The organism is Streptomyces fractus, assembly GCF_049844455.1.
GTDB classification, from domain to species: Bacteria; Actinomycetota; Actinomycetes; order Streptomycetales; family Streptomycetaceae; genus Streptomyces; species Streptomyces fractus.
Genome location: NZ_JBMYHI010000002.1, coordinates 4776892 through 4802090 on the forward strand (window position 1 = coordinate 4776892; position 25199 = coordinate 4802090).

The 25199-nt window shown below is 70.9% G+C and carries 22 protein-coding genes and 1 pseudogene; 17 read left to right on the plus strand and 6 right to left on the minus strand.

Annotated elements, in window-relative coordinates; translation table 11 throughout:
* Positions 1 to 13: 13 nt before the first annotated feature.
* Positions 14 to 1201: an HTTM domain-containing protein gene (locus tag ACP4E5_RS23670; RefSeq protein ID WP_425831808.1), complete on the plus strand. Its 1188-nt coding sequence runs from the start codon at positions 14 to 16 to the stop codon at positions 1199 to 1201.
* 46 nt (positions 1202 to 1247) lie between these two features.
* On the plus strand, positions 1248 to 2039 hold the full coding sequence (locus ACP4E5_RS23675; RefSeq protein ID WP_425841606.1) for a TrmH family RNA methyltransferase: 792 nt from the start codon (positions 1248 to 1250) through the stop codon (positions 2037 to 2039).
* Positions 2040 to 2044: 5 nt separating this feature from the next.
* On the opposite strand, the gene paaN is transcribed toward ACP4E5_RS23675, so the two are convergent.
* Positions 2045 to 3754: a phenylacetic acid degradation protein PaaN gene (gene paaN, locus ACP4E5_RS23680; protein ID WP_425831810.1), complete on the minus strand. Its 1710-nt coding sequence runs from the start codon at positions 3752 to 3754 to the stop codon at positions 2045 to 2047.
* Positions 3755 to 4005: 251 nt separating this feature from the next.
* Here paaN and ACP4E5_RS23685 point away from each other — a divergent pair, with 251 nt between their 5' ends.
* Positions 4006 to 4614 (plus strand): TetR/AcrR family transcriptional regulator, encoded by a 609-nt coding sequence (locus tag ACP4E5_RS23685; protein WP_425831812.1) that lies wholly within the window; start codon positions 4006 to 4008, stop codon positions 4612 to 4614.
* Positions 4615 to 4645: 31 nt separating this feature from the next.
* On the opposite strand, the gene ACP4E5_RS23690 is transcribed toward ACP4E5_RS23685, so the two are convergent.
* Positions 4646 to 5146, minus strand: coding sequence for an Lrp/AsnC family transcriptional regulator (locus tag ACP4E5_RS23690; protein WP_425831814.1), 501 nt, complete (start codon positions 5144 to 5146; stop codon positions 4646 to 4648).
* Between the two features lie 173 nt (positions 5147 to 5319).
* On the opposite strand from ACP4E5_RS23690, the gene pdhA (ACP4E5_RS23695) reads away from it, so the two are divergent.
* The 7 genes and pseudogenes from pdhA (ACP4E5_RS23695) to ACP4E5_RS23725 all read left to right on the plus strand — a co-directional run bounded on the left by pdhA (ACP4E5_RS23695) (position 5320) and on the right by ACP4E5_RS23725 (position 13749).
* Positions 5320 to 6462 carry a pyruvate dehydrogenase (acetyl-transferring) E1 component subunit alpha gene (gene pdhA, locus ACP4E5_RS23695; protein WP_425831816.1) on the plus strand — a complete coding sequence of 381 codons (1143 nt, stop codon included), beginning with the start codon at positions 5320 to 5322 and terminating at the stop codon, positions 6460 to 6462.
* A pseudogene (locus tag ACP4E5_RS23700) lies at positions 6459 to 7480 on the plus strand (alpha-ketoacid dehydrogenase subunit beta). Before pdhA (ACP4E5_RS23695) ends, ACP4E5_RS23700 begins: the two are co-directional and overlap by 4 nt.
* Positions 7481 to 7494: 14 nt before the next feature.
* Entirely contained in the window at positions 7495 to 8919 is a 1425-nt protein-coding gene (locus ACP4E5_RS23705; RefSeq protein WP_425831818.1) for a dihydrolipoamide acetyltransferase family protein, read from the plus strand.
* Positions 8920 to 8991: 72 nt separating this feature from the next.
* Complete coding sequence (locus ACP4E5_RS23710; RefSeq protein ID WP_425831820.1) at positions 8992 to 10050, plus strand: DUF6457 domain-containing protein; 1059 nt, start codon at positions 8992 to 8994, stop codon at positions 10048 to 10050.
* Positions 10047 to 11633 carry a molybdopterin molybdotransferase MoeA gene (locus ACP4E5_RS23715; protein WP_425831822.1) on the plus strand — a complete coding sequence of 529 codons (1587 nt, stop codon included), beginning with the start codon at positions 10047 to 10049 and terminating at the stop codon, positions 11631 to 11633. Before ACP4E5_RS23710 ends, ACP4E5_RS23715 begins: the two co-directional genes overlap by 4 nt.
* On the plus strand, positions 11630 to 12727 hold the full coding sequence (locus ACP4E5_RS23720; protein WP_425831824.1) for a potassium channel family protein: 1098 nt from the start codon (positions 11630 to 11632) through the stop codon (positions 12725 to 12727). Before ACP4E5_RS23715 ends, ACP4E5_RS23720 begins: the two co-directional genes overlap by 4 nt.
* Positions 12728 to 12768: 41 nt before the next feature.
* Positions 12769 to 13749, plus strand: coding sequence for an NAD(P)H-quinone oxidoreductase (locus ACP4E5_RS23725; RefSeq protein ID WP_425831826.1), 981 nt, complete (start codon positions 12769 to 12771; stop codon positions 13747 to 13749).
* A gap of 21 nt (positions 13750 to 13770) precedes the next feature.
* Here the strand turns inward: ACP4E5_RS23725 and ACP4E5_RS23730 are convergent, their stop codons facing one another.
* Entirely contained in the window at positions 13771 to 14190 is a 420-nt protein-coding gene (locus ACP4E5_RS23730; protein WP_425831828.1) for a hypothetical protein, read from the minus strand.
* A gap of 160 nt (positions 14191 to 14350) precedes the next feature.
* On the opposite strand from ACP4E5_RS23730, the gene ACP4E5_RS23735 reads away from it, so the two are divergent.
* The gene (locus tag ACP4E5_RS23735; RefSeq protein ID WP_425831830.1) at positions 14351 to 14896 is read left to right on the plus strand and encodes a bacterial proteasome activator family protein; all 546 of its coding nucleotides are present in this window, start codon (positions 14351 to 14353) and stop codon (positions 14894 to 14896) included.
* A gap of 356 nt (positions 14897 to 15252) precedes the next feature.
* Positions 15253 to 16848, plus strand: a complete 1596-nt coding sequence (locus ACP4E5_RS23740; protein WP_425831832.1) for a protein kinase domain-containing protein — start codon at positions 15253 to 15255, stop codon at positions 16846 to 16848.
* Positions 16849 to 16880: 32 nt separating this feature from the next.
* Here the strand turns inward: ACP4E5_RS23740 and ACP4E5_RS23745 are convergent, their stop codons facing one another.
* Entirely contained in the window at positions 16881 to 17318 is a 438-nt protein-coding gene (locus tag ACP4E5_RS23745) for a pyridoxamine 5'-phosphate oxidase family protein (RefSeq protein ID WP_425831834.1), read from the minus strand.
* A 111-nt stretch (positions 17319 to 17429) separates the two neighbouring features.
* Positions 17430 to 18086 (minus strand): response regulator, encoded by a 657-nt coding sequence (locus ACP4E5_RS23750; protein WP_425831836.1) that lies wholly within the window; start codon positions 18084 to 18086, stop codon positions 17430 to 17432.
* Between the two features lie 342 nt (positions 18087 to 18428).
* On the opposite strand from ACP4E5_RS23750, the gene pdhA (ACP4E5_RS23755) reads away from it, so the two are divergent.
* From pdhA (ACP4E5_RS23755) to ACP4E5_RS23765, 3 genes are read left to right on the plus strand one after another with little or no spacing between them, the layout of a single operon-like run.
* Positions 18429 to 19697: a pyruvate dehydrogenase (acetyl-transferring) E1 component subunit alpha gene (pdhA, locus tag ACP4E5_RS23755; protein ID WP_425841609.1), complete on the plus strand. Its 1269-nt coding sequence runs from the start codon at positions 18429 to 18431 to the stop codon at positions 19695 to 19697.
* A gap of 5 nt (positions 19698 to 19702) precedes the next feature.
* Positions 19703 to 20683: an alpha-ketoacid dehydrogenase subunit beta gene (locus ACP4E5_RS23760; protein WP_425831838.1), complete on the plus strand. Its 981-nt coding sequence runs from the start codon at positions 19703 to 19705 to the stop codon at positions 20681 to 20683.
* A gap of 14 nt (positions 20684 to 20697) precedes the next feature.
* Positions 20698 to 22035 (plus strand): dihydrolipoamide acetyltransferase family protein, encoded by a 1338-nt coding sequence (locus ACP4E5_RS23765; RefSeq protein WP_425831840.1) that lies wholly within the window; start codon positions 20698 to 20700, stop codon positions 22033 to 22035.
* A gap of 99 nt (positions 22036 to 22134) precedes the next feature.
* Here the strand turns inward: ACP4E5_RS23765 and ACP4E5_RS23770 are convergent, their stop codons facing one another.
* On the minus strand, positions 22135 to 23013 hold the full coding sequence (locus tag ACP4E5_RS23770; RefSeq protein ID WP_425831842.1) for a D-alanyl-D-alanine carboxypeptidase family protein: 879 nt from the start codon (positions 23011 to 23013) through the stop codon (positions 22135 to 22137).
* Between the two features lie 168 nt (positions 23014 to 23181).
* Between ACP4E5_RS23770 and ACP4E5_RS23775 the strand changes: the two genes are divergently transcribed.
* Both ACP4E5_RS23775 and ACP4E5_RS23780 read left to right on the plus strand, forming a co-directional pair.
* Positions 23182 to 23868 (plus strand): GntR family transcriptional regulator, encoded by a 687-nt coding sequence (locus ACP4E5_RS23775; protein WP_425831844.1) that lies wholly within the window; start codon positions 23182 to 23184, stop codon positions 23866 to 23868.
* Positions 23865 to 25187, plus strand: a complete 1323-nt coding sequence (locus ACP4E5_RS23780; RefSeq protein ID WP_425831846.1) for an MFS transporter — start codon at positions 23865 to 23867, stop codon at positions 25185 to 25187. Before ACP4E5_RS23775 ends, ACP4E5_RS23780 begins: the two co-directional genes overlap by 4 nt.
* Positions 25188 to 25199: the final 12 nt, after the last annotated feature.

Consider the following 25199-nt stretch of genomic DNA (forward strand, 5'->3'; position numbering starts at 1 on the left):
TTCCGTGGGATTCGTGGAACGCACGCAGCGGAGGCTGGGCGACGGCCTCCAGTGGATCACCGCGTCCGCGCTCGCCCCCTATCAGAGCGCCGTGATCCGCATAGGGTTCTCCGCGACCTGGCTGCTCTTCCTGCTGCGCGAGTTCCCGCACCGCCAGGAGATGTACGGCCCGGACGGGCCGTGGAGCTGGGGCATGGCGCAGCAGCTCATCGAGGACAACCACGCGTTCAGCGCGCTCATGTGGTCCGACGGGCAGGGCTGGTTCGAGCTGGTCTACATAGTGGCGGTGGTGTCGTCCGCGCTGCTGATGGTGGGCTGGCGCACCCGCACCATGTCGGTCATCTTCATGATCGGTGTGCTGTCCCTGCAGAACCGCAGCGTCTTCATGGGGGACGGCGGCGACAACGTCATCCACCTCATGTCGATCTACCTCGTCTTCACGCGGTGCGGGCAGGTCTGGTCGCTGGACGCCCGCCGGGCGCGCCGGGGGGCCGAGGACCGGTTCGGTATCGTGCTGTGGTGGGTCATGGGGCTCGTCCTCGCCGCGGTCACGTTCACGGGGAAGGTCGGTGGCGGTTGGCTGCTGTTCTTCTGGGGAATGTGGGCGGCCCAAGCGGTGTGGTGGTCCGTGAACCGCCGCGATCCGCAGGGCGACTCCCGCCTCCTGTGCGACGTGATCACCAACCTGCTGCACAACGCCGGACTGCTCGTGGTGATGGTCGAGGCGTGCCTGATCTACGCGACGGCCGGCTGGTACAAGATCCAGGGCAGCCGATGGCAGGACGGCACCGCGGTCTACTACCCGCTCCACCTGGACTACTTCTCGCCCTGGCCCGCCCTGGGCGATCTGCTGACCACGTTCGGCCCGATGGTGCTGCTCGTGACGTACGGGACCGTGGCCGTCCAGGTCGCCTTCCCGTTCACCGTCTTCAACCGGCGCCTCAAGAACGTCCTGTTGGTGTTCATGATGCTGGAGCACGCGGTCATCGCCGTCGTGCTCGGGCTGCCCTTCTTCTCGCTCGCGATGATCGCCGCGGACGCGGTGTTCCTGCCGACGTCCTTCCTGGTGCGCGTCGGCGGCTGGGTGGCACGCGCGCGTGGTCGCGTTTTCTCCTCTACGAAGGCGGTGGCCGCGCCCGACCGGCCCGCTGAGGACGACGACGAACCGGTGGCGGCGGAGCAGTCGGCCGTGCGCACGTAGGCTTCCTGCCGTGAACGGGACGAATACGGCGGACGGCGCGGACGGCATGCGGGACGAGCGGTCCGAGGACCCGCAGAGCGCGGGGGCCGCCGAGGACGCCGTGCGGGCCTGGAGGCGGCTCGCGGACTCCGCGGTGCTGCTCGACGGGTTCCACGCCCTCAAGCACGCCGTACGCTTCGGCGCCGACGTCCCCCTCGCGCTCGCCGTCGACCGCGCGTCCGCGCTCGCCCTGGCCGACGAGCTCGCCCCCGATGTCGTACGGGACCTGGCGGGGCTCCTCGTGGAGGTTCCCGGCGAGGTGCTGCGGCGGCTCGTGCCGCGGCTGCACCCCACCGGGGTCGCCGCGCTCGCCGGGCGTCCCGCGCGGGCCGACAATCTGGCCGCTCTCGGGCGCGGCGCACGCACCACCCCCGTCGTCGTGCTCGACAACCCGCGCAACCTCGGCAACGCGGGCGCCGTGATCCGCCTCGCCGCCGGCTACGGCGCCACCGGGGTCGTCACCACGGGAGACCTCGACCCCTGGCACCCCACCGTCGTACGCGGCGGGGCCGGGCTGCACTTCGCGACCGCCGTGGAGCGGCTCGCGGTCGACGAGCTGCCGAGCGGGCCGCTGTACGCGCTCGACCCCGAAGGCGCGGACATCCGCGGCCTGAAGCTGCCCGACGACGCCCTGCTCGCCTTCGGGTCCGAGCGCAGTGGCCTCTCTGCCGAACTACGCGCGCGTGCCGACCAGTTGGTGTCCCTGCCGATGCGGCCCCAGGTCTCCAGCTACAACCTGGCCACCAGTGTCGGCATGACGCTCTTCCACTGGAGCGCGCACAGCACCCAGGCTCCCTAGGGCGCCTAGGACTCCCGCCGAACCTCCACCACCCGGAAGCGGTTCGCCACGAAGGCGCCGTCGCACAGGGCCGCGTTCGCCGCCGGGTTGCCGCCCGAGCCGTGGAAGTCGGAGAACGCCGCCGTCTGGTTCACGTACACCCCGCCCGTCAGGTTGAGCGAGAGCTGCGCGCACTCCTCCAGGCAGACGTCCTCGACGGCCTGCGCCACCTCTTCGGAGGTGGTGTACGCCCCGACCGTCATGGCGCCCTTCTCGCGCACCGTGCGGCGCAGGAGGTCCACCGCGTCACCGGTCGAGTCGACGGAGACCGCGAAGGACACCGGGCCGAAGCACTCGCTCATGAAGGCGGCCTCCGCGTCCGGCCCCTCCCAGTACTTCCGCGCTCCGTCCAGCTTCACGATCACCGGCGTACGGACCACGGCGTCCGGGAAGTCCGGGTTGCTGATCTTCCGTGAGGGCAGGGCGACTTCGCCGATCCCGGGGGCCGCGTCGAGCCGGGCCTTCACGTCCGGGTTGACCAGAGCGCCCAGCAGTCCGTTCGCCCGGGCGTCGTCGCCGAGCAGGCCTCCGACCGACTTCGCGAGGTCGGCCACCACCTCGTCGTACGCCTTGGGGCCCTCGTCCGTGGTGATGCCCTTGCGCGGCACCAGGAGGTTCTGCGGCGTGGTGCACATCTGGCCGCTGTAGAGGGACAGGGAGAACGCGAGGTTCGCCAGCATGCCCTTGTAGTCGCCGGTCGAGTCGATCACCACCGTGTTGACGCCGGCCTTCTCCGTGTAGACCTGCGCCTGCCGGGCGTTCGTCTCCAGCCAGTCGCCGAAGGCGGTGGATCCCGTGTAGTCGATGATCTTGATCTCGGGGCGTACGGCCAGGGTCTTGGCGATGCCCTCCCCGGGCCGCTCGGCCGCCAGCGCCACCAGGTTCGGATCGAAGCCGGCCTCGGCGAGGACCTCGCGGGCCACCTGCACGGTGAGCGCGAGGGGCAGCACCGCGCGCGGGTGCGGCTTCACCAGGACCGGGTTGCCGGTGGCCAGGGAGGCGAACAGTCCCGGATACCCGTTCCACGTAGGGAACGTGTTGCAGCCGACCAGGAGGGAGATGCCGCGCGCCACCGGCGTGAACTCCTTGGCCAGGACCAGGGGATCGCGCTTGCCCTGGGGCTTCGACCACTCCGCGGCGTCCGGGGTCCGCACCTGCTCCACGTACGCGTACGCCACCGCCTCCAGGCCGCGGTCCTGCGCGTGCGGGCCGCCGGCCTGGAACGCCATCATGAAGGCCTGGCCGCTGGTGTGCATGACCGCGTGCGCGAACTCGTGCGTCCGTGCGCTGATCCGGGACAGGATCTCCAGGCACGTCACCGCGCGCGCCTCGGCGCCAGCTTCGCGCCACGCGCGCATACCGGCGCGCATGGCCGGAAGCAGCACGTCGATGTCGGCGTGCGGATACGTGACGCCCAACTCGATGCCGTACGGCGAGACTTCTCCGCCCACGAACTCGTCCGTACCGGGCTGGCCGAGGTCGAGCCGGGTGCCGAGCAGGGCGTCGAAGGCGGCCTTGCCCTCGGGCATGCTCAGGCTTCCGCTCTCCCCGTACGCCTTGGGGTGCTCCGGGTGCGGGGACCAGTACGCGCGCGTGCGGATCGCTTCCAGCGCCTGGTCGAGGGTCGGCCGGTGCTTGGCGATCAGGTCGTGCTCGGTGAGTGCGGCGGCGGCCATGGGGGACCAACTCCTCCTGGGCTGGGCAGGAACGGACCAACAGAGTTAGAGTAACCGAACGATCGGTCGGGACAAGGGGGTGCGGCGAAGCTGTGGAAAAGCCGCGGGAAACCGGACCGATGAGCCCCGCGGCCCCAGGGTCCGACGGGGTACGGGAGGATCACGTGCATGACAGCACATGACCGCCTCGTCGGTGTGGTGGGCGCCCTCTGCCGGCACTCGTACACCCCCAGGAAGTGGGAGGGCTCCGCATGACCACCGCACGACGGGACACGGGTGCGCGCCGCGACACCTACACGCCCGACAGCCTGCTCGCCGTCGCGGTCACCGTCTTCAACGAGCGTGGCTACGACGGCACGTCCATGGAGCACCTCTCCAAGGCGGCCGGCATCTCCAAGTCGTCGATCTACCACCATGTGGCGGGCAAGGAGGAGCTGCTGCGCCGCGCTGTGAGCCGCGCGCTCGACGGCCTGTTCGGGATCCTCGAAGAGCAACCCGCGTGCGCGGGACGCGCGATCGAGCGCCTGGAGTACGTCACGCGGCGCATGGTCGAGGTGCTCACCGGTGAACTTCCCTACGTGACACTTCTGTTGAGGGTGCGCGGAAACACCGACACCGAGCGGTGGGCCATGGAGCGGCGCAGGGAGTTCGACCACCAGGTCGCCCAGCTGCTCAGGGCGGCCGCGGCCGACGGGGACGTGCGCGGTGACATCGAGGTGCGGCTCGCCACGCGGCTCGTCTTCGGAATGATCAACTCGCTGGTGGAGTGGTACCGGCCGGACGGTGGCGGGCTCGGCGACCGTGAGGTGGCGGATGCCGTGGTCGAGCTGGTCTTCCAGGGGCTGCGCAAGGCCGGCTGACCTGTGGGCCCGCGTGGGCCCGCATGGGTCCTCAGGAGTCGGGCTCCAGGTCCTCCTCCTCGAAGACCAGCAGCGTGCGCGTGCTCAGCACCTCGGGGATGGACTGGAGCTTGGTGAGGACCAGTTCGCGCAGGGCCCGGTTGTCCTCCGTGTGGACCAGGATCAGGACGTCGAAATCGCCGCTGACCAGCGCGATGTGCGAGGCCTCCGGCAGTCGGCGCAGCTGCTCGCGCACGGTCCGCCAGGTGTTCTGGACGATCTTGAGCGTGATGTAGGCGGAGGCGCCCTGGCCTGCCCGCTCGTGGTTGACGCGAGCGCCGAAACCGCGGATCACGCGGTCCTCGATGAGACGGTTGATCCGCGCGTAGGCGTTCGCCCGGGACACATGGACCTGCTCGGCGACGGAGCGTATCGACGCGCGACCGTCCTTCAGCAGCAGCTGCAGGATGTCCCGGTCGATGGCGTCCAGCGGGCGGGCCGCGGGCTCGGGCGCCGGGCTTCCGGAGCCTTCGGCCATTTGTTCAGATGCCATGTGCCCCCGCCTCCCTACCATGGACGTACTGCATTCATCTCAGGCTGTGGAGAACCGATTGTCCACAGCCTGGAGGTGCCTGTAGCCAAAATGTGCCGTCGACCGAACAATCGGTAGGTGAGGCGCATCACACCGACGCGCCGTCCGAGCCGCTCCCACGAGGAGGTGTCGTCATGACGGTCATGGACCAGCGGGCCGCGCGCGAGGGCAGGCCCGTCCCGCCGCCCGCCTGGCAGCCCCGCACGGATCCCGCGCCGCTGCTGCCCGACGCCGAGCCCCACCGGGTCCTCGGTACCGACGCCGCCGCCCGCGTCGACCCCGAGCTGTTGCGCCGCCTGTACGCGGAGGTGGTGCGCGGCCGTAGGTACAACGTGCAGGCGACCGCGCTGACCAAGCAGGGCCGCCTCGCCGTGTACCCGTCGACGACCGGCCAGGAGGCCGCGGAGGTCGCCGCGGCGCTGGTTCTTGAGGAGCGGGACTGGCTCTTTCCCAGCTACCGCGACACCCTCGCCGCCGTCGCCCGCGGCCTCGACCCCGTCCAGGCCCTGACCCTGCTGCGCGGCGACTGGCACACCGGATACGACCCGCGCGAGCACCACATCGCGCCGTTGTGCACCCCGCTCGCGACGCAGCTCCCGCACGCTGTGGGCCTCGCACATGCCGCGCGACTCAAGGGCGACGATGTGGTGGCGCTCGCCATGGTCGGCGACGGCGGCACCAGTGAGGGCGACTTCCACGAGGCGCTGAACTTCGCCGCCGTGTGGCAGGCGCCGGTCGTCTTCCTCGTGCAGAACAACGGGTTCGCCATCTCCGTGCCGCTGGCCAAGCAGACCGCGGCGCCGTCCCTGGCCCACAAGGCCGTCGGGTACGGGATGCCGGGCCGCCTGGTCGACGGGAACGACGCGGCGGCGCTGCACGAGGTGCTCGGCGACGCCGTCGCACGCGCGCGTGAAGGCGGCGGTCCGACGCTGGTCGAGGCCGTCACGTACCGGATGGACGCGCACACGAACGCCGACGACGCGACCCGCTACCGCAGCGACGCCGAGGTCGCGATGTGGCGCGCGCACGACCCGATCCTGCTCCTGGAGCGGGAGTTGACCGCACGCGGGCTCATCGACGAGGACGGCATCCAGGCCGTGCGCGACGGCGCCGAGCAGCAGGCGGCCGAGCTGCGCGCGCGCATGAACCAGGACCCCGCCCTCGACCCCATGGACCTGTTCGGCGACGTGTACGCCGAGCAGACGCCCCAGCTGAGAGAGCAGGCGGCACTGTTGCGTGCCGAGCTGGACGCCGAGGCTGAAGGGGAGCAGGCATGACCACCGTGGCCCGGCCGCCGAAGGCCAAGCCCGCGACCAAGCCCGCCACCATGGCGCAAGCCCTCGGACGCGCGCTGCGCGACTCCATGGCCGAGGACCCGGCCGTGCACGTCATGGGCGAGGACGTGGGCACCCTGGGCGGCGTCTTCCGGATCACCGACGGGCTCGCGAAGGAGTTCGGCGAGGACCGCTGCACGGACACCCCGCTCGCCGAGGCGGGCATCCTCGGCGCCGCCGTGGGCATGGCGATGTACGGCCTCCGTCCCGTCGTGGAGATGCAGTTCGACGCGTTCGCGTACCCCGCCTTCGAGCAGTTGATCTCGCACGTCGCGCGGATGCGCAACCGCACGCGTGGCGCCATGCCGCTGCCCATCACCGTGCGGGTGCCGTACGGCGGCGGGATCGGCGGTGTGGAGCACCACAGCGATTCCTCCGAGGCCTACTACATGGCGACGCCGGGCCTGACCGTCGTCACGCCGGCCACCGTCGCGGACGCCTACGGGCTGCTGCGGCAGTCGATCGCCTCCGACGACCCCGTCGTCTTCCTGGAGCCCAAACGCCTTTACTGGACGAAGGATTCGTGGAACCCCGAGGCACCGGAAGACGTTCTTCCGATAGGCAGGGCAGTGGTTCGCCGCCCCGGCACCAGTGCCACGCTGCTCACGTACGGACCGTCCGTCCCCGTCTGCTTGGAGGCGGCCGAGGCGGCCCGGGGGAGGGGTGGGATCTTGAAGTGGTCGACCTGCGCTCGCTGGTGCCGTTCGACGACGCGACGGTCGCCGAGTCCGTCCGGCGCACGGGACGCGCCGTCGTCGTGCACGAGTCGGGTGGTTTCGGCGGGCCGGGCGGAGAGATCGCCGCGCGCGTGACCGAGCGGTGCTTCCACCACTTGGAGGCGCCGGTGCTGCGGGTGGCCGGTTTCGACGTTCCGTATCCGCCGCCCATGCTGGAGCGGCACCATCTGCCCGGAGTGGACCGGGTGCTGGACGCGGTGGCCCGGCTGCAATGGGATCAGTGAGGGACGGTGGGGTAATGGCGCAGGTGCTCGAGTTCAAGCTGCCCGACCTCGGGGAGGGTCTCACCGAGGCGGAGATCGTGCAGTGGCTGGTGGGAGTCGGGGACGTCGTCGCCGTCGACCAGCCCGTCGTCGAGGTGGAGACCGCGAAGGCGATGGTCGAGGTGCCGTGCCCGTACGGCGGTGTGGTCACGGCCCGCTTCGGCGACGAGGGCAGCGAACTGCCGGTCGGGGCGCCGCTGTTGATGGTGGCCGTGGGCGCGCAGTCGCCGTCCGACGTGCCGCTGTCGGACGTTCCCGCGCGGTCTTCGGCCGCCGCCGAGGGGCCCGCGAAGGCGCGCCAGGAGGTGCGCCAGGGGACGCGTCAGGAGGCTCCTGAGAAGGCGGAGAAGACCGAGAGGGCGGGGAAGGCCGAGGGGTCGGGGAACGTGCTGGTGGGGTACGGAACCTCCACCGCGCCGACCCGGCGCAGGCGGGTGCGGCCCGCGCCGCTGGACAGCGTGCCCGCCGCCCCGGAGAGCGCCCCGCGCGCCCAGGGCCCGGTTCCCGTGATCTCCCCGCTCGTCCGCAAGCTGGCCCGTGACCGTGGCGTGGACCTCAGAGAGCTGACCGGGTCCGGGCCCGACGGGCTCATCCTCAGGAGCGACGTAGAAAACGCGGCGAAGGCGGCGAACGCGGCAAGCACGGCCAACGCGGCGCCCGCCGCCCCTGAGGGCACCCTCGCCTCCGCCCCCGCTCCGGCCGCCGCCCCGCAGGAGCACCGCACACCCTTGCGCGGCATTCGCGGAGCCGTGGCCGACAAGATGTCCCGCAGCCGGCGCGAGATACCCGACGCGACCTGCTGGGTGGACGCCGACGCCACGGAACTCATGAACGCGCGCGTGGCGATGAATTCCGCAGGGGGCCCGAAGATCTCCGTGCTCGCGCTCCTCGCCCGCATCTGCACCGCGGCCCTGGCGCGCTACCCGGAGCTGAACTCCACGGTCGACACCGAGCGGCGCGAGCTCGTCCGGCTCGACGAGGTGCACCTCGGGTTCGCCGCACAGACCGACCGCGGCCTGGTCGTGCCCGTCGTACGGGACGCCCACGCGCGCGGAGCCGAATCACTGAGCGCCGAGTTCGCCCGGCTCACCGAGGCGGCACGGGCCGGGAAGCTGTCGCCCGCGGAACTCACCGGCGGCACCTTCACGTTGAACAACTACGGAGTGTTCGGCGTCGACGGTTCCACGCCGATCATCAACCACCCAGAGGCCGCCATGCTCGGCGTCGGCCGAATAGCCGCCAAGCCGTGGGTCCACGAAGGGGAGTTGGCGGTCCGCCAGGTCGTCCAGCTCTCGCTCACCTTCGACCACCGGGTGTGCGACGGAGGCACGGCGGGCGGCTTCCTGCGGTACGTCGCGGACTGCGTGGAACAACCGGCGGTGCTGCTGCGCACGCTGTGACCGGCAGGACCGGTGGCAAGGATCGTCCTCCCGCCTGGTGGCAATGATCGCCCGTGAGCCCATACTCGGGGGATGAACGCGTACGACGCCATCGTCCTCGCCGGAGGTGCCGCGCGGCGGCTCGGCGGCGCGGACAAGCCCGGTGTGCGGGTCGGCGGTCGCGCGCTGCTCGACCGGGTCCTTCAGGCGTGCGCCGGAGCCCGCGCCACCGTGGTGGTCGCCGAGCCACGCCGCACCGCGCGCCCCGTCGTCTGGGCCCGCGAGGATCCGCCGGGTGGGGGGCCGCTCGCCGCGCTTGAGGCGGGGATCCGGGGGCTCGAGTCCGGGCAGGGCCCTGTGGCGGAGAGCGTCGTCGTGCTCTCCGCCGATCTGCCGTTCCTGGGGGACCGCACCGTACGAGGACTCCTCGACGCGCTCGAAGCCCGCGCGCTCGAAGCCCGCGCGCTCGAAGCCCGCGCGCTCGAAACCGACGCGCTCGAAACCGACGCGCCCGAAGCCGACGCGCTCGAAGCCGAAAGCGAAGTCGACGGCGCAACCAGCGGCTCAATCAACCGCGCAGCCGACGCCGCGCCCGACGCCGCCGCCGCGCCCGCCGCCGTGCCCGACGGCGCTCTGCTGGTCGACGGTGGCGGTCGTGACCAGCCGCTCGTCGCCGTCTACCGGTACGCGGCGCTGCGCCGGGTACTCGGTGAACTCGCGGCAGAACACGGTGACCTCAACGGACTGCCGCTGCGTCTGCTCACCCGTAACCTCAGCCTCACCCGCATCACCGACCCCGTCGCGTCGTTCGACTGCGACACCTGGGACGACATCGCCGCCGCCCGGTCACGTATCAGGGAGCATGGACGAGTGCTTGACGAATGGATCACCGCAGCCAAGAACGAACTGGGCATCGACCTGGACGTCGACACGGGCGTCCTGCTCGACCTCGCCCGTGACGCCGCGCACGGCGTCGCGCGCCCCGCGGCGCCGCTGACGACGTTCCTCGTGGGATACGCCGCGGCGCAGGCAGGAGGCGGCCCCGAAGCCGTGGCATCGGCCGCGGCGAAGGCGGCCGAGCTCGCCAATCGCTGGGCGCAGGAGGCCGATCCCGGGTCGTCGGAGACCGACGCCAAGCCGGACGCGGGATGAGCGCCCACAGCGGGCGGTCCGCGCGGACCGCCCCGGTCGACGTCGACCCGATGGACATCGACGTGGACGAGGCGCTCGCCCTGGCGAACGACAACCGGCCCCACCACAACCGGCCCGACACCCCACAGGCCGGCGCCCCCCGGGCCGACGACACCCGGCCCGACGGCCGACGCCCCGCCCCGGCCACCTCAGAGCCCTCCCCGGACCCCACGGCCTCCACTACCTCCCCGGCCCCCGGCACCCCCGGCTCGCCGTCCCGCCCCACCTCCCGTCACGCCGCCACCTCCTGGGCCGCGGCCCGCCGCACCGCCGCCCGGGCCGAACGCGGCCCCCGCGCAGCGACCGGCGTCCCCCTCGACCAAGCGCTCGGTCTGGTCCTCGCCGCCCCGCTGACCGCCCTGACGGACCTGCCTCCCTTCGACACCTCGGCGATGGACGGCTGGGTCGTCGCGGGCCCGGGGCCCTGGGCCGTGGGCGGCGAAGGGCTCCTCGCGGGGCATGAGCAGCCCGCCCCGCTGGCCGACGGTGAGGCCGCGGCGATCGCGACCGGCGCCCGCGTGCCCTCGGACGCCACGGCCGTCATCCGCAGCGAGCACGGCCACATCGACACGGGCGGCCAGCTGCACCCGCTGCGCGAGGTCGCCCACGGACAGGACATCCGCCCGCGCGGCCAGGAGTGCCGCAGCGGCGAGCTGCTGCTGCCGACAGGCGCCCTCGTCACCCCGGCCGTCCTCGGTCTCGCCGCCGCCGCGGGGTACGACACCCTCGCCGTCGTCCCGCGCCCGACGGTCGAAGTCCTGATCCTCGGCGACGAGTTGCTCACCGCGGGCCTCCCCCGCGAGGGCCTCATCCGGGACGCGCTCGGCCCGATGCTCCCGCACTGGCTGCGCGCGCTCGGCGTCGAGGTGACCTCCGTACGCAGGCTCGGTGACGACGCGAAGGCGCTGCTCAAGGCGGTACGGGAGGCCAGGACCGATCTGGTCGTGACCACCGGCGGCACCGCGTCCGGGCCCGTCGATCATGTGCACCCCACCCTGCGCGCCCTCGACGCCGAACTCCTCGTCGACGGGGTCGCCGTCCGCCCCGGCCACCCGATGCTGCTCGCCCGGCTCAAGGAGGGGCAGCACCTGGTCGGCCTCCCCGGCAACCCCCTGGCCGCCGTCTCCGGCCTGCTCACGCTCGCCGAGCCGTTGCTGCGGGTGCTCTCGGGCCGGGCACAGGACCAGACGCACAGCTCCGCACAGCGCCAAGGCCACGACGGGCGAGCGGGGTTGGACGGGGACCGGAACGCGGACGCGTACACCGCCCCCCTGCACACCCCCGCCCCCGGCCACCCCCACGACACCCGCCTCATCCCCATCGTGCTGCGGCAGGACGACGGCAGTGGGCACGAGTGGGCGGTTCCCCTGCACTACAACGGTCCGGCCATGCTGCGCGGCATCGCGGCCGCCGATGGGCTCGCCGTCATCCCGCCCGGCGGCGCCACGGAGGGCCAGGAGGTGGAGATCCTCGACCTGCCGTGGTCGTGGAACCCTGGGCTGCCCGGTCTCAACCCGGCGGGAAACGAAGGGTGTTTCACGTGAAACTGGCCGGCGATGATGCCATCGCACGCCAAGAGGAAGAGCGGACCGCGACCTACCGGGTGAAACTCCCCCGGCAGGTCGTCGAGCGCCCGCTCCTCCAAGTGGCCCGGCGCGTGCTGATAGCGCTCACCGTGCTCGTCGTCACCGCACTGATCGTGTGGTTCGACAGCGACGGCTACAACGACAACTCCGATGGCCAAGTCGACCTGCTCGACGCGTTCTACTACGCGACCGTCACGCTCTCCACCACGGGATACGGCGACATCACGCCGGTCAGTGACGCGGCGCGGCTCACCAATATCTTCGCCATCACGCCGCTGCGTGTGCTCTTCCTGATCATCCTGGTCGGCACCACGCTCGAAGTCCTCACCGAACGGACGCGGGAGGAATGGCGCCTGAAACGCTGGAGGTCCACCTTGCGTGACCACACTGTCGTCGTCGGCTTCGGCACCAAGGGGCGCAGCGCCGTGGAGACCGTCTGCGCGAGCGGACTGAAGCCCGAGCAGGTCGTCGTGGTCGACCCCAGCCCCAAGGTCGTCGAGAGCGCCAACGCCCATGGATACGCGGGCGTGACGGGCGATGCCACGCGCAGCTCGGTCCTGTTGCAGGCCGAGGTGCAGCGGGCGCGGAAGATCATCATCGCGACGCAGCGCGACGACACGGCGGTCCTGGTGACGCTCACCGCGCGGCAGTTGAACCGCGGGGCGAAGATCGTCGCCGCGGTCCGCGAGGAGGAGAACGCGCCGCTGTTGCGCCAGTCCGGGGCCGACGCCGTCATCACCAGCGCCAGTGCGGCGGGCCGGCTGCTCGGTCTGTCGGTGCTCAGCCCGCACGCCGGCGTGGTCATGGAGGACCTCATCCAGAAGGGTTCCGGTCTCGACCTGGTCGAACGCCCGGTCACCAAGGCGGAGGTCGGTCTGCGGCCGAAGGAGACAGAGGACCTGGTCGTCAGCGTCATCCGGGGGCACCGGGTGCTCGGGTACGACGACGCGGCCGTCGGCTCGCTCAAGCTGACGGACCGCCTCATCACGATCACTCGTGTGACGCCCATGACCCAGCTGGCACCGGACATGAAGCCCTCTCCACGCGGCTGAGCCTCTCCCCGCGAGTGATCCACGGGAGTAGCCTCGCGGCCATGCATGCGATCACGATCCCGGAACCCGGCGGACCCGAGGCACTCGTCTGGACGGAGGTCCCCGACCCCGTACCCGGCGAGGGCGAGGTCCTGGTCGAGGTGGTCTCCAGCGCCGTCAACCGCGCCGATCTGCTCCAGCGGCAGGGCTTCTACAACCCGCCGCCCGGCACCTCCCCCTACCCCGGCCTGGAGTGCGCAGGCCGGATCGTCGAGCTCGGCACCGGCGTCTCCGGCTGGTCGGTCGGCGACGAGGTGTGCGGGCTGCTCGTGGGCGGCGGCTACGCCGAGAAGGTCGCCGTCCCCGCGGGGCAGCTCCTCCCCGTGCCGCAGGGCCTCGACCTCGTCACGGCCGCCGCGCTGCCCGAGGTGACCTGCACCGTCTGGTCCAACGTCTTCATGATCGCCCACCTGCGGCCCGGCGAGACCTTCCTCGTGCACGGCGGCTCCAGCGGCATCGGCACCATGGCGATCCAGCTCGCGAAGGCCGTCGGCGCCAAGGTGGCGGTCACGGCCGGCACCAAGGAGAAGCTCGACTTCTGCGCGGAGCTCGGCGCGGACATCCTGATCAACTACCGCGAGCAGGACTTCGTGGAAGAGATCAAGAACGCCACGGACGGGGCGGGCGCCGACGTCATCCTCGACAACATGGGCGCCAAGTACCTGAACCGCAACGTCGACGCCCTCGCCACCAGCGGCCGCCTCGCCATCATCGGCATGCAGGGCGGGGTGAAGGGCGAGTTGAACATCGCCACCCTGCTCGGCAAGCGCGGCGCCATCACCGCGACCACGCTGCGGGCCCGCCCGCTGGCCGAGAAGGCGTCGGTCGTCGCGGCCGTGCGCGAGCACGTGTGGCCGCTGATCGAGGGCGGCCATGTGCGGCCGATCGTGGACCGCACGCTGCCGATGAGCGACGCCGCGCAGGGCCACCGGGTCCTGGAGGAGTCGGGGCACATCGGCAAGGTCCTGCTCACCAACGCGTAGTGACCCCGGCGGGCGCCGGGGTCACCGGCGCAGCCGCAGTGCCAGGAACCCGAGGCCGAGCCCCGTGAGCAGCAGCCCTGCCCCCAGCGGCAGCACGTTCACCAGGGGCCCGGCCCCGGGCTCGCCGACGGCCTGCCGTTCTTCCGGGGCGGCGGAGCGCTCGGGGCGCGGTTCCCGCGACACGGCCGGTGGCGGTTCGGTGGCGGCCGGGGGCAGTACGACCCCGGTGGCGGCCGGCGTGGGCAGTTCGCGCCCCGGCGGGGTCCGGCCCACGCCCGCCCGGCTCCCCGCGAGGGACCCGTGCGGTGAGGGCTCGGCGACGTAGGCGTGGGGACCGGCGACGTACGAAGAGGGCCCGGCGGCGTACGACAGGGACACGGGAACCGCCAGGAACAGCGGTACGGAGGAGAGAAGCCCGGCCACCCACCGACGCCGCCGCATCCCCAGCCCCTTCCGTCCCCGGTTCGTCCAGACGCTTGTGCTAAGCCTCACATGACGGGATAAAACAGGCACGCCGGATTTCGTCCCGCCCGACACGGTGGATCAGCTCCTAACGGGGGCACCACCGAGATGTGACAGACACGTACGAGAGAATGGCGGCATGGAGATGCCGAGGAACGAACAGTCGCCGGACAACCCGCAGGTCCTGGTCGTGGGGCAGGACGGCATGGCGCTTGGCGGCGGTGGCGGCGACGAGTCCCGCGAGATCCCGGTGACCGACATGGTGGAACAGCCCGCCAAGGTGATGCGCATCGGCAGCATGATCAAGCAGCTGCTCGAAGAGGTGCGCGCGGCTCCCCTGGACGAGGCGAGCCGGCAGCGCCTCAAGGAGATCCACGCCAGCTCGGTCAAGGAGCTCGAGGACGGCCTCGCGCCCGAACTCGTCGAGGAGCTGGAGCGGCTCTCCCTGCCCTTCACGGAGGAGGCGACCCCGAGCGACGCCGAGCTGCGCATCGCGCAGGCCCAGCTGGTGGGCTGGCTCGAGGGGCTCTTCCACGGGATCCAGACGACGTTGTTCGCCCAGCAGATGGCGGCTCGCGCCCAGCTCGAGCAGATGCGCCGGGCCCTGCCGCCCGGCGTCGGCGGCGGCGACGAAGAGGGCGAGGACCCCCGCGCGGGCGGCCGCTCGGGCGGCCCGTACCTCTAGGCCGACGGACAGGCCGGCGCCAGGACACCGCCAGGCCCGCACCAGGCCGGCGCACAGGTCAACAGACACACATGTAGGGGCCCGTCACAGGACGGGCCCCTACGTATGCGTGAACTTGGCCACGGGGCGGTGCGTGCCGATCGCCTCGGGTGACCACGGAATCGTCATCGGCAGCCTACAAATATCCTGCTCACGATTTGCAGGGCATGCACGACAACGGGTTGGATGTCCGGTCCATCTCGGAACGGCGACGTGGCCGATGCCTGTAGCGTGGCCCGACGGAGTCGGTATTTCGCAACCGCGCGTACTCCGATGTATGGATCCGGCAGCACGGACAGAAACGACGGCGAGGACTGATGGCACAGCAGCAGCGCGCTCAGGGCCCGTCCGACCCCGAGGCGACTGGCGGCGGTATGTCAGAGACGCCGGAGATGTGGGGTAACGGCGGGCTCGTCGGGGACGGTCGGTATCGACTGACCGGCAGACTCGGCCGGGGTGGCATGGCAGAGGTCTTCGCGGCCGAGGACGTACGCCTCGGGCGCACGGTCGCCGTCAAGCTGCTCCGCTCCGATCTCGCCGAGGACCCGGTCTCCAAGGCCCGCTTCACCCGCGAGGCACAGTCGGTCGCGGGCCTCAACCACCACGCCGTCGTCGCGGTCTACGACTCCGGTGAGGACGTCGTCGCCGGGAGCACCGTCCCGTACATCGTCATGGAGCTGGTCGAGGGCCGCACCATCCGCGACCTCCTGCTCAGCGCGGAGGCGCCGGGTGCCGAACAGGCCCTGATCATCGTCTCGGGTGTCCTGGAGGCGCTCGCCTACTCGCACCAGCACGGCATCGTGCACCGCGACATCAAGCCCGCGAACGTGATCATCACCAACACCGGCGCGGTGAAGGTGATGGACTTCGGCATCGCGCGCGCCCTGCACGGCGCGCAGTCGACCATGACGCAGACCGGCATGGTCATGGGCACCCCGCAGTACCTCTCGCCCGAGCAGGCCCTCGGCAAGGCCGTCGACCACCGCTCCGACCTGTACGCCGTCGGCTGCCTGCTCTACGAACTCCTCGCGCTGCGCCCGCCGTTCACCGGTGAGACCCCGCTGTCCGTGGTCTACCAGCACGTCCAGGACACCCCCGTGCTGCCGTCCGAGGTTCTGGACGAGGTGCCGCCGGAGCTGAACGGCCTCGTCATGCGCTCCCTCGCCAAGGACCCGGACGACCGGTTCCAGACGGCAGAGGAGATGCGCGGGCTCGTCCAGTACAGCCTTCAGATGCTGTACGAGCAGGGTGGCCACACCGGCACCTGGAACACCGGCCCCGTCGACGCGCACGAGGGCGGTTCGACGCCCGCGATGGGCGTCGCCGCGACCACGGCGATGCAGCACCCCGGCGACTCCGGCACGGCCCAGCAGCCGATGCTGCGCCCGCCGGGCGGCGACGACGGCGGCTTCGACGGGAACGGGAACGGGGGCAAGGGAGGCGGCCGCGGCAAGCTGTGGATCGTCGCCGTGCTCGCGGTGATCGCGATCGCGGTGGGCGTCGCCTGGGCGCTCAGCAGCGGTGGTGACGGCGACAAGGACCCCGGCAACAAGAAGTCGCCGAGCGCCACCAAGTCCGAGAAGTCCTCGGAGCCCAGCAAGTCGGCCTCGGACGATTCGTCGCAGGGCGCGACGGAGGAGCCGGGCACGAGCACGGGCGGCGACACCGGTTACACGCCGACGCAGGAGCCGACGACCACCAACCCGTCGCCGACGCAGTCCGATGAGCCCACGGACGAGCCGACCAGCGAGAATCCGACGCCCACGAAGTCGACCAACCCGACTCCGACGCCGACCACGTCGGCGCCCGACGACGGCAACGGTGGCAGCACGGGTGGCGACACCGGCGGCGACAACGGTGGTGTCATCGGCGGCGACACGGGCGGCGACACCGGCGGCGACGGCACCCAGTAGAACCACCCACCCGGGCGCGCCCCACCTGCGCCCTAATCCACCTGAGCCGACCCGCCCCGCAGCTCGTGCACCGTCACGAACTGCGGGGCGACGCGCAGGTAGACCGGGTCGAAGGGCTCGCCGTCCGCGTGGTGCGGGGCGGCCCCGAAGAGCTCAAGCTCGGCCTTCGTCGGCTCGACCTGCTCGCAGGTGCCGACGCACTGCACCGACCACTGGCCCTCGTCCCCGGGGCGCTCCCGGCCCAGGTTGTCCGCCCCGTAGGCGACGACGCTGCCGATGCACGCCTCGTGGTAGCCGAAGCCGCGGTGCATGCGCAGCAGGAGCCGTCCGTCGGCCACGATGTGGCGGGCGGAGGCGAGGAAGGGCAGGGCGCGCATGCTGGTCGCGACGCGGCCGTAGGGCACGCGGGTGAGCAGTTCGAAGGCGCGGTCCCGGTCCTGCGGGGGCATGGTCTGAGGGGCGGAGGGCATGTCACCACTCTGCGCCGCGTGCGCCCCGGCAGAACAGAGGAGCCCGCCCCCAGGGACGCGTGACATAGGTCCTGGACGGGCGGGCATCCCGGGAGGGGGTCGGGGGAGGCGTCAGTGCTTCTCGGCCTGCATACGGGCCACGTACGCGGCCGCCTGGGAGCGGCGCTCCATGCCGAGCTTCGACAGCAGGCTGGACACATAGTTCTTGATCGTCTTCTCGGCGAGGTGCAGGCGCTCGCCGATGACCCGGTTCGTCAGGCCCTCACCGATCAGGTCGAGGATCTTGCGCTCCTGCTCGGTGAGGCCGGAGAGCTTGTCGTCGCCCTTGCGGCCGCCGTCCCGCAGCCGCTCCAGGACGCGGGCGGTGGCGACCGGGTCGAGCAGCGACTTGCCGGAGGCGACGTCCCGTACGGCGGTGAGCAGCTCATTGCCGCGGATCGCCTTCAGTACGTATCCGGAGGCGCCGGCCATGATCGCGTCGAAGAGCGCCTCGTCGTCCGCGAACGACGTCAGCATCAGGCACTTGATCGACTCGTCCTGGGAGCGGATCTCGCGGCACACCTCGACGCCGCTGCCGTCCGGCAGTCGCACGTCGAGCACCGCCACGTCGGGCCGGGTCGCGGGGATGCGCACCAGGGCGTCGGCGGCCGTTCCGGCCTCTCCGACCACCTCGATGTCGTTCTCCATCGAGAGCAGCTCGTGGACCCCGCGCCGCACCACTTCGTGGTCGTCGAGGAGAAATACCGTAATTTTTCCGTCTTCGCGCACGGCATCAGTCTCACACACGAACCTTGGCCGCGCCCTAGATGATGGCGGGGTGACCGGGATAACGTGCCGGTGTTCCGGCCCCCTGCCAGGCTGAGATCCAGGACCCGTCGCACAGCTGTGACCTGCGACGCTTCGTCTTCCCTCGCGATACTAGGAAATCCAACCAACGACTTACTTGGAAATCCAAGCAAAATCGCAGGTCAGATGGGGTTTCGCAGATGTGTGACCCACTGGGTAACGTGCTGGGTGAAGGGTGCTTGCCGGAGCACTTGTCACGCCTGTTGCCGGCACCACGCACCCACCCCGTGCGTGGACGGATCAGGCGAGCCGAGCCGACTGGCCATCCGGCAATCCCGGGGCCGGACCGACGGAGGAGCACACGTGACCGTAGACAGTGCCGACAGCACTGCCGCCGCGCAGAAGGCGAAGCCGGCGCGGGGGCGGGCCGCTGCGAAGAAGTCTGCGAAGAAAGCCCCCGGCAAGACCGCCGCTGCCAAGACCACTGCCGCCAAGGCCGAAGCGCCGCAGAGCGACCTGGTGCAGCTGCTGACCCCCGAGGGCAAGCGGGTCAAGAACGCGGAGACCGCGGTGTACGACCGCTACGTCGCCGACATCACCGACGACGAGCTGCGCGCCCTGTACCGCGACATGGTCCTCACGCGTCGATTCGACGCCGAGGCCACGGCGCTCCAGCGCCAGGGCGAGCTGGGTCTGTGGGCGTCGCTGCTCGGGCAGGAGGCGGCGCAGATCGGCTCCGGCCGGGCCACCCGCGAGGACGACTACGTCTTCCCGACGTACCGCGAGCACGGCGTCGCCTGGTGCCGCGGCGTCGACCCGACGAACCTGCTCGGCATGTTCCGCGGCGTCAACCACGGCGGCTGGGACCCGAACAGCAACAACTTCCACCTGTACACGATCGTCATCGGCTCGCAGACCCTGCACGCCACCGGCTACGCGATGGGCGTCGCCAAGGACGGCGCGGACAGCGCGGTGATCGCGTACTTCGGTGACGGCGCGAGCAGCCAGGGCGACGTCCTGGAGGCCTTCAACTTCGGGGCCGTCTACAACGCCCCCGTGGTGTTCTTCTGCCAGAACAACCAGTGGGCGATCTCCGAGCCGACCGAGCGCCAGATGCGCGTGCCGCTGTACCAGCGCGCGCAGGGCTTCGGCTTCCCGGGCGTGCGCGTGGACGGCAACGACGTGCTGGCCTGCCTCGCCGTGACGCGCTGGGCGCTCGACCGGGCCCGGCAGGGCGAGGGGCCCGCGCTGATCGAGGCGTTCACGTACCGCATGGGCGCGCACACCACGTCCGACGACCCGTCGAAGTACCGGTCCGACGACGAGCGCGTGTCGTGGGAGGCGAAGGACCCGATCTTGCGCCTGCGCGCATACCTGGAGTCCCAAACCGACACGGATGAGGGATTTTTCGCGGAACTCGACGCCGAGAGCGAGACGTTGGGCAAGCGAGTACGCGATGTCGTACGGGCCATGCCGGACCCGGACCTCATGGCGATCTTCGAGAACGTGTACGCGGACGGGCACGCGCTCGTCGACGAGGAGCGCGCGCAATTCGCCGCCTACCAGGCGTCGTTCGCCGACGGGGAGGTCTGAGGACCATGGCGGTACAGAAGCTTCCGATCGCGAAGGCGATCAACGAGTCGCTGCGCACGGCGCTCGACAACGACCCGAAGGTCCTCGTCATGGGCGAGGACGTCGGCAAGCTCGGCGGCGTCTTCCGCGTCACCGACGGCCTGCAGAAGGACTTCGGCGAGGACCGGGTCATCGACACCCCGCTCGCCGAGTCCGGCATCGTCGGCACCGCGATCGGCCTCGCGCTGCGCGGCTACCGGCCGGTGGTGGAGATCCAGTTCGACGGTTTCGTCTTCCCCGCGTACGACCAGATCGTCACGCAGCTCGCGAAGATGCACGCGCGGGCGCTCGGCAAGATCAAGACGCCGGTCGTCATCCGCATCCCGTACGGCGGCGGCATCGGCGCGGTCGAGCACCACAGCGAGTCGCCCGAGGTGCTGTTCGCGCACGTGTCGGGCCTGAAGGTCGTCTCGCCGTCGAACGCGAGCGACGCCTACTGGATGCTCCAGCAGGCGATCCAGAGCGACGACCCGGTGATCTTCTTCGAGCCCAAGCGCCGCTACTGGGACAAGGGCGAGGTCGACACGGAGGCCGTGCCCGGCGATCTGCACAAGGCCGCCGTCGCGCGCGAGGGCAGCGACCTGACGCTCGTCGCGTACGGGCCGATGGTGAAGGTCTGCCTGGAGGCTGCCGCGGCCGCCGAGGAGGAGGGCAAGTCCCTGGAGGTCCTCGACCTGCGCTCCATCTCGCCGATGGACTTCGACGCCGTGCAGAAGTCGGTGGAGAAGACGCGCCACCTCGTCATCGTGCACGAGGCGCCCGTCTTCCTCGGCTCCGGCGCCGAGTTGGCGGCCAGGATCACCGAGCGGTCCTTCTACCACCTGGAGGCGCCCGTGCTGCGGGTCGGCGGGTACCACGCGCCGTATCCGCCGGCGCGCCTGGAGGAGGAGTACCTGCCGGGGCTCGACCGGGTGCTCGATGCCGTCGACCGTTCGCTGGCGTACTGAGAGGGGGCTGAATCATGGCTCGTGAGTTCAAGATGCCCGACGTGGGCGAAGGCCTGACCGAGGCCGAGATCCTCAAGTGGTACGTCCAGCCGGGCGACTCCGTCGAGGACGGACAGGTCGTGTGCGAGGTCGAGACCGCGAAGGCGGCCGTCGAGCTGCCCATCCCGTACGACGGGGTGGTCAAGGAGCTGCTCTTCCCGGAGGGGACGACGGTCGATGTCGGCCAGGTGATCATTTCGGTCGACGTGGAGGGGGACGCGCCCGCGCCTGCCGCCGCGGAGCCGGAAGCCGAGGCCGAGGCCGAGGCCGCCGAGCCTCAGGGGCGGCAACCCGTGCTCGTCGGGTACGGGGTCGCCGAGTCCTCCACGAAGCGGCGGGCCCGCAAGGGAGCCGAGGCCGAGTCGGTGCCCGCCACCAATGGCACGGCCACCCTCACCCGGCCGCTCGCCAAGCCGCCCGTGCGCAAGCTCGCCAAGGACCTCGGCGTGGACCTGGGCGCCGTGATTCCGTCCGGTTCCGACGGGATCATCACGCGTGAGGACGTGCACGCAGCCGTCGCACCCGCGGCGCCCGAGGCACCCGCACAGGCCCCCGCGCCGGTGGCGGCCCCCGCGCCCGCCTCTGCCCCCGCCCCCGCCTCGTACGACTCCGTCCGCGAGACGCGGATCCCGATCAAGGGTGTGCGGAAGGCGACCGCGCAGGCGATGGTGACCTCGAAGTTCACGGCCCCGCACGTCACGGAGTTCGTGACCGTCGACGTGACGCGCACGATGAAGCTCGTCGAGGAGCTCAAGGGCGACAAGGACATGGCGGGTCTGCGGGTCAACCCGCTGCTGCTCATCTCCAAGGCGCTGCTCGTCGCGATCAAGCGCAACCCCGAGGTCAACGCGGCCTGGGACGAGGCCAACCAGGAGATCGTCCAGAAGCACTACGTGAATTTGGGCATCGCCGCGGCCACGCCGCGCGGCCTGATCGTGCCGAAGATCAAGGACGCGCACGCCAAGACCCTGCCCGAACTGGCGTCCGCCCTCAGTGAGTTGGTGTCCACCGCGCGCGAGGGCAAGACGACGCCGGCCGACATGCAGGGCGGGACCGTCACGATCACCAATGTGGGCGTGTTCGGCGTCGACACCGGTACGCCGATCCTGAACCCCGGTGAGTCGGCGATCCTCGCCGTCGGAGCGATCAAGCTCCAGCCGTGGGTCCACAAGGGCAAGGTCAAGCCGCGTCAGGTGACGACGCTGGCGCTGTCCTTCGACCACCGCCTGGTGGACGGCGAGCTGGGGTCCAAGGTGCTGGCCGACGTGGCGGCGATCCTGGAGCGCCCGAAGCGGCTCATTACCTGGGCCTGATCGCATGTCCCTCCGGCGACGGGGTTGCGGCCTGCGGCGCTGCCCCAGACCCCGCTCCTCAATCGCCGGAGGGGCTTCATATACCTGGACCTACTTGGTCTACTTCTTGAACCCGTAATCCATGAGCTTCTTCGCGTCGGACGTCCGCGCGCTCACGGACGTCGACTTCAGCACCGTCCCGATCACGGTCTTACCGCTCCGCGTCGCCGCGAACACCAGGCAGTACCCGGCCTGCGGCCCCGACCCGGTCTTGACGCCTATGGTCCCGGAGTACGTACCGAGCAGGGTGTTCGTGTTGGACCACGACATGTACCGGTAGCCGCCGGACTTCGTCGTCACCTTCTGCTTCGTCGACGTCGTCTTCACGACCGAACGGAACGTCGAGTTCTTCATCGCCGAGGACGCGATCTTCGTGAGGTCGCGCGGCGTCGAGTAGTTGGCGCCGTTGCCGATGCCGTCGAACGAGTCGAAGTGGGTGTTCTTCAGGCCCATGTCGGTGGCGGACTTGTTCATCTTGCCGATGAAGGACTTCACGCGCGCCGCACGGGTCGAACCCGAGCCGAACTTGTCGGCGAGCGCGTACGCCGCGTCGCAGCCGGACGGCAGCATCAGGCCGTACAGCAGCTGGCGGACGGTGACCTTGTCGCCGACGATCAGACGGGCCGACGACGCGCTGTTCCTGACGATGTAGTCGCTGTACGCCTTCTGGACCGTGACCTTGGAGTCCAGGTTCAGATTGCTCTGGGCCAGCACCACCTTCGCGGTCATGATCTTGGTGGTGGAGCCGGTGGACCGACGGGTGTCCGCGGCCTTCGTGAACAGGCTCGACCCCGTCCCGTTGTTCATCACGTAGCCGCCGGACGCGGCGATGGTCGGCTTGACCGGGGCCGTGGCGGCCTGGGCGGTGGTGGTCAGCGCACCGCTGGTGATCACGGTTCCCGCGACGAGAACGGCTATGCCCGCTATGCCAGTTTTCAAGTCGAGTGCTCCAAATGTGCCTGAAATTGCGCCCCTTGAGAGTGGGGGCGCGCTGTGTGAGACACGTGAAGCGCCCGGGTGGTTGCGCGGAAAGGGGTGCGCGGGAGCGGGCATCCCGCATCATGGACGCCTTCCGTCTTGCGTACGTGTTGTATCTATGATGTGCGCATGCCGTCGACCGTCACAGCAGAGGCCGCTGCCCACAAGCCCGTGTCCGAGAAGCGGCCACCCGCCGCGGAGCGCGTCTACGACCACGTGAAACGAGGCGTTCTCGAGCGCCGCTACGAGGGCGGGACGCTGCTCACCGAGGGCGAGCTCGCCGAGGCCGTGGGGGTCTCCCGCACGCCCGTGCGCGAGGCGCTGCTCAAGCTGGAGGTCGAGGGGCTGCTCAAGCTCTACCCGAAGAAGGGCGCCCTGGTCCTGCCGGTCTCCGCGCAGGAGATCGCGGACGTCGTGGAGACCCGGCTGCTCGTCGAGGAGCACGCGGTGCGCAAGGCGGTGCCCGCGCAACCGCAGCTCATCGCGCGCCTGGAGGAGCTTCTGGAGGAGCAGCGGGCGCAGGCCGCCGCCGGACAGTTCACGGAGGCCGCCACCACCGACCGCTGCTTCCACGCGGAAATCGTCCGCAGCGGGGGCAACGAGATCCTCTCCCGCCTCTACGACCAGCTGCGCGACCGGCAGCTGAGGATGGGCGTCGCCGTGATGCGCTCGCACCCCGACCGCATCGCGAAGACGCTCGCCGAGCACAGCGAGATCCTCGACGCCCTGCGGGCCGGGGACGAGGAGGCCGCCGTCGACGTCGTGCGCCGGCACGTGAGCTGGGTGCGGGGCCTGGCGCGGGGTGACGAGCGATGAGTTCAGCCACCTCCCCGTCGTCCCCCTCGATGTCCCTGCCCGGCGATCCGCCCGGCGGGCGGCGGGCCGTCGCCGTCTGGTCGATCGGCGTCGCCGTCTACTTCGTCGCCGTCATCTTCCGTACGTCACTGGGTGTCGCGGGCCTCGACGCCGTCGAGCGCTTCCACATCAACGCCTCCGCGCTCTCGACGTTCTCGATCCTCCAGCTGCTCGTGTACGCGGGCATGCAGATACCCGTCGGCCTGATGGTGGACCGGCTCGGCACCAAGAAGGTGCTGACGCTCGGCGTGATCCTGTTCACCGTCGGGCAGTTGGGCTTCGCGTTCTCCTCGTCGTACTCGATGGCGCTCGTGTCGCGCGCGCTGCTCGGCTGCGGCGACGCCATGACCTTCATCAGCGTGCTGCGGCTCGGCACGCGGTGGTTCCCGGCGCGGCGCGGTCCGCTGGTCGCGCAGCTGGCGGGGCTTGTCGGCATGGCGGGGAATCTGGTCTCCACGCTGGTCATCGCGCGGCTGCTGCACGGCATCGGGTGGACGGCGGCGTTCGCGGGCAGCGCGCTCGCGGGTGTCGTGGTGCTCGTACTGATGCTGCTGTTCCTCAAGGACCACCCCGAGGGGTACGAGCCCGCTCCGCCGTCCGGCACGCACAAGGGCGCCGCGTACGTACGCGGGCAGATCGCGGCGACCTGGCGGGAGCCGGGGACGCGGCTCGGGCTGTGGGTGCACTTCTCGACGCAGTTCCCCGCGATGGTGTTCCTGCTCCTGTGGGGCCTGCCGTTCCTGGTGGAGGCGCAGGGCCTCTCGCGGGGTACGGCCGGTGAACTGCTGACGCTCGTCGTCCTCTCCAACATGATGGTCGGGCTCGTCTACGGGCAGATCGTGGCGCGGCACCACGCGGCGCGGCTGCCGCTCGCGCTCGGGACCGTGGCGACGACCGCGGTGATGTGGGCGTTGCCCGTGGTGTGGCCGGGGCGGGCGCCGATGGCGTTGCTCGTGGTCATGTGTGTGGTGCTCGGGGCGTGCGGGCCCGCGTCGATGATCGGGTTCGACTTCGCGCGGCCGGCGAATCCGCCGGAGCGGCAGGGGACGGCGTCCGGGATCGTCAACATGGGCGGGTTCATCGCTTCGATGACGACGTTGCTCGCGGTGGGGGTGCTGCTGGACGCGACCGGGGACAACTACCGGGTGGCGTTCTCGGCGGTGTTCGTCCTCGAGGCGCTCGGCGTGAGCCAGATCCTCCGGTTGCGGGGCCGCGCGGCCCGCGCCGAACGCGAACACCTGGTCGCTTCCCGGGTGGCGTCGGTCCACGTCCCGGTATGAATCAAGCCCCGC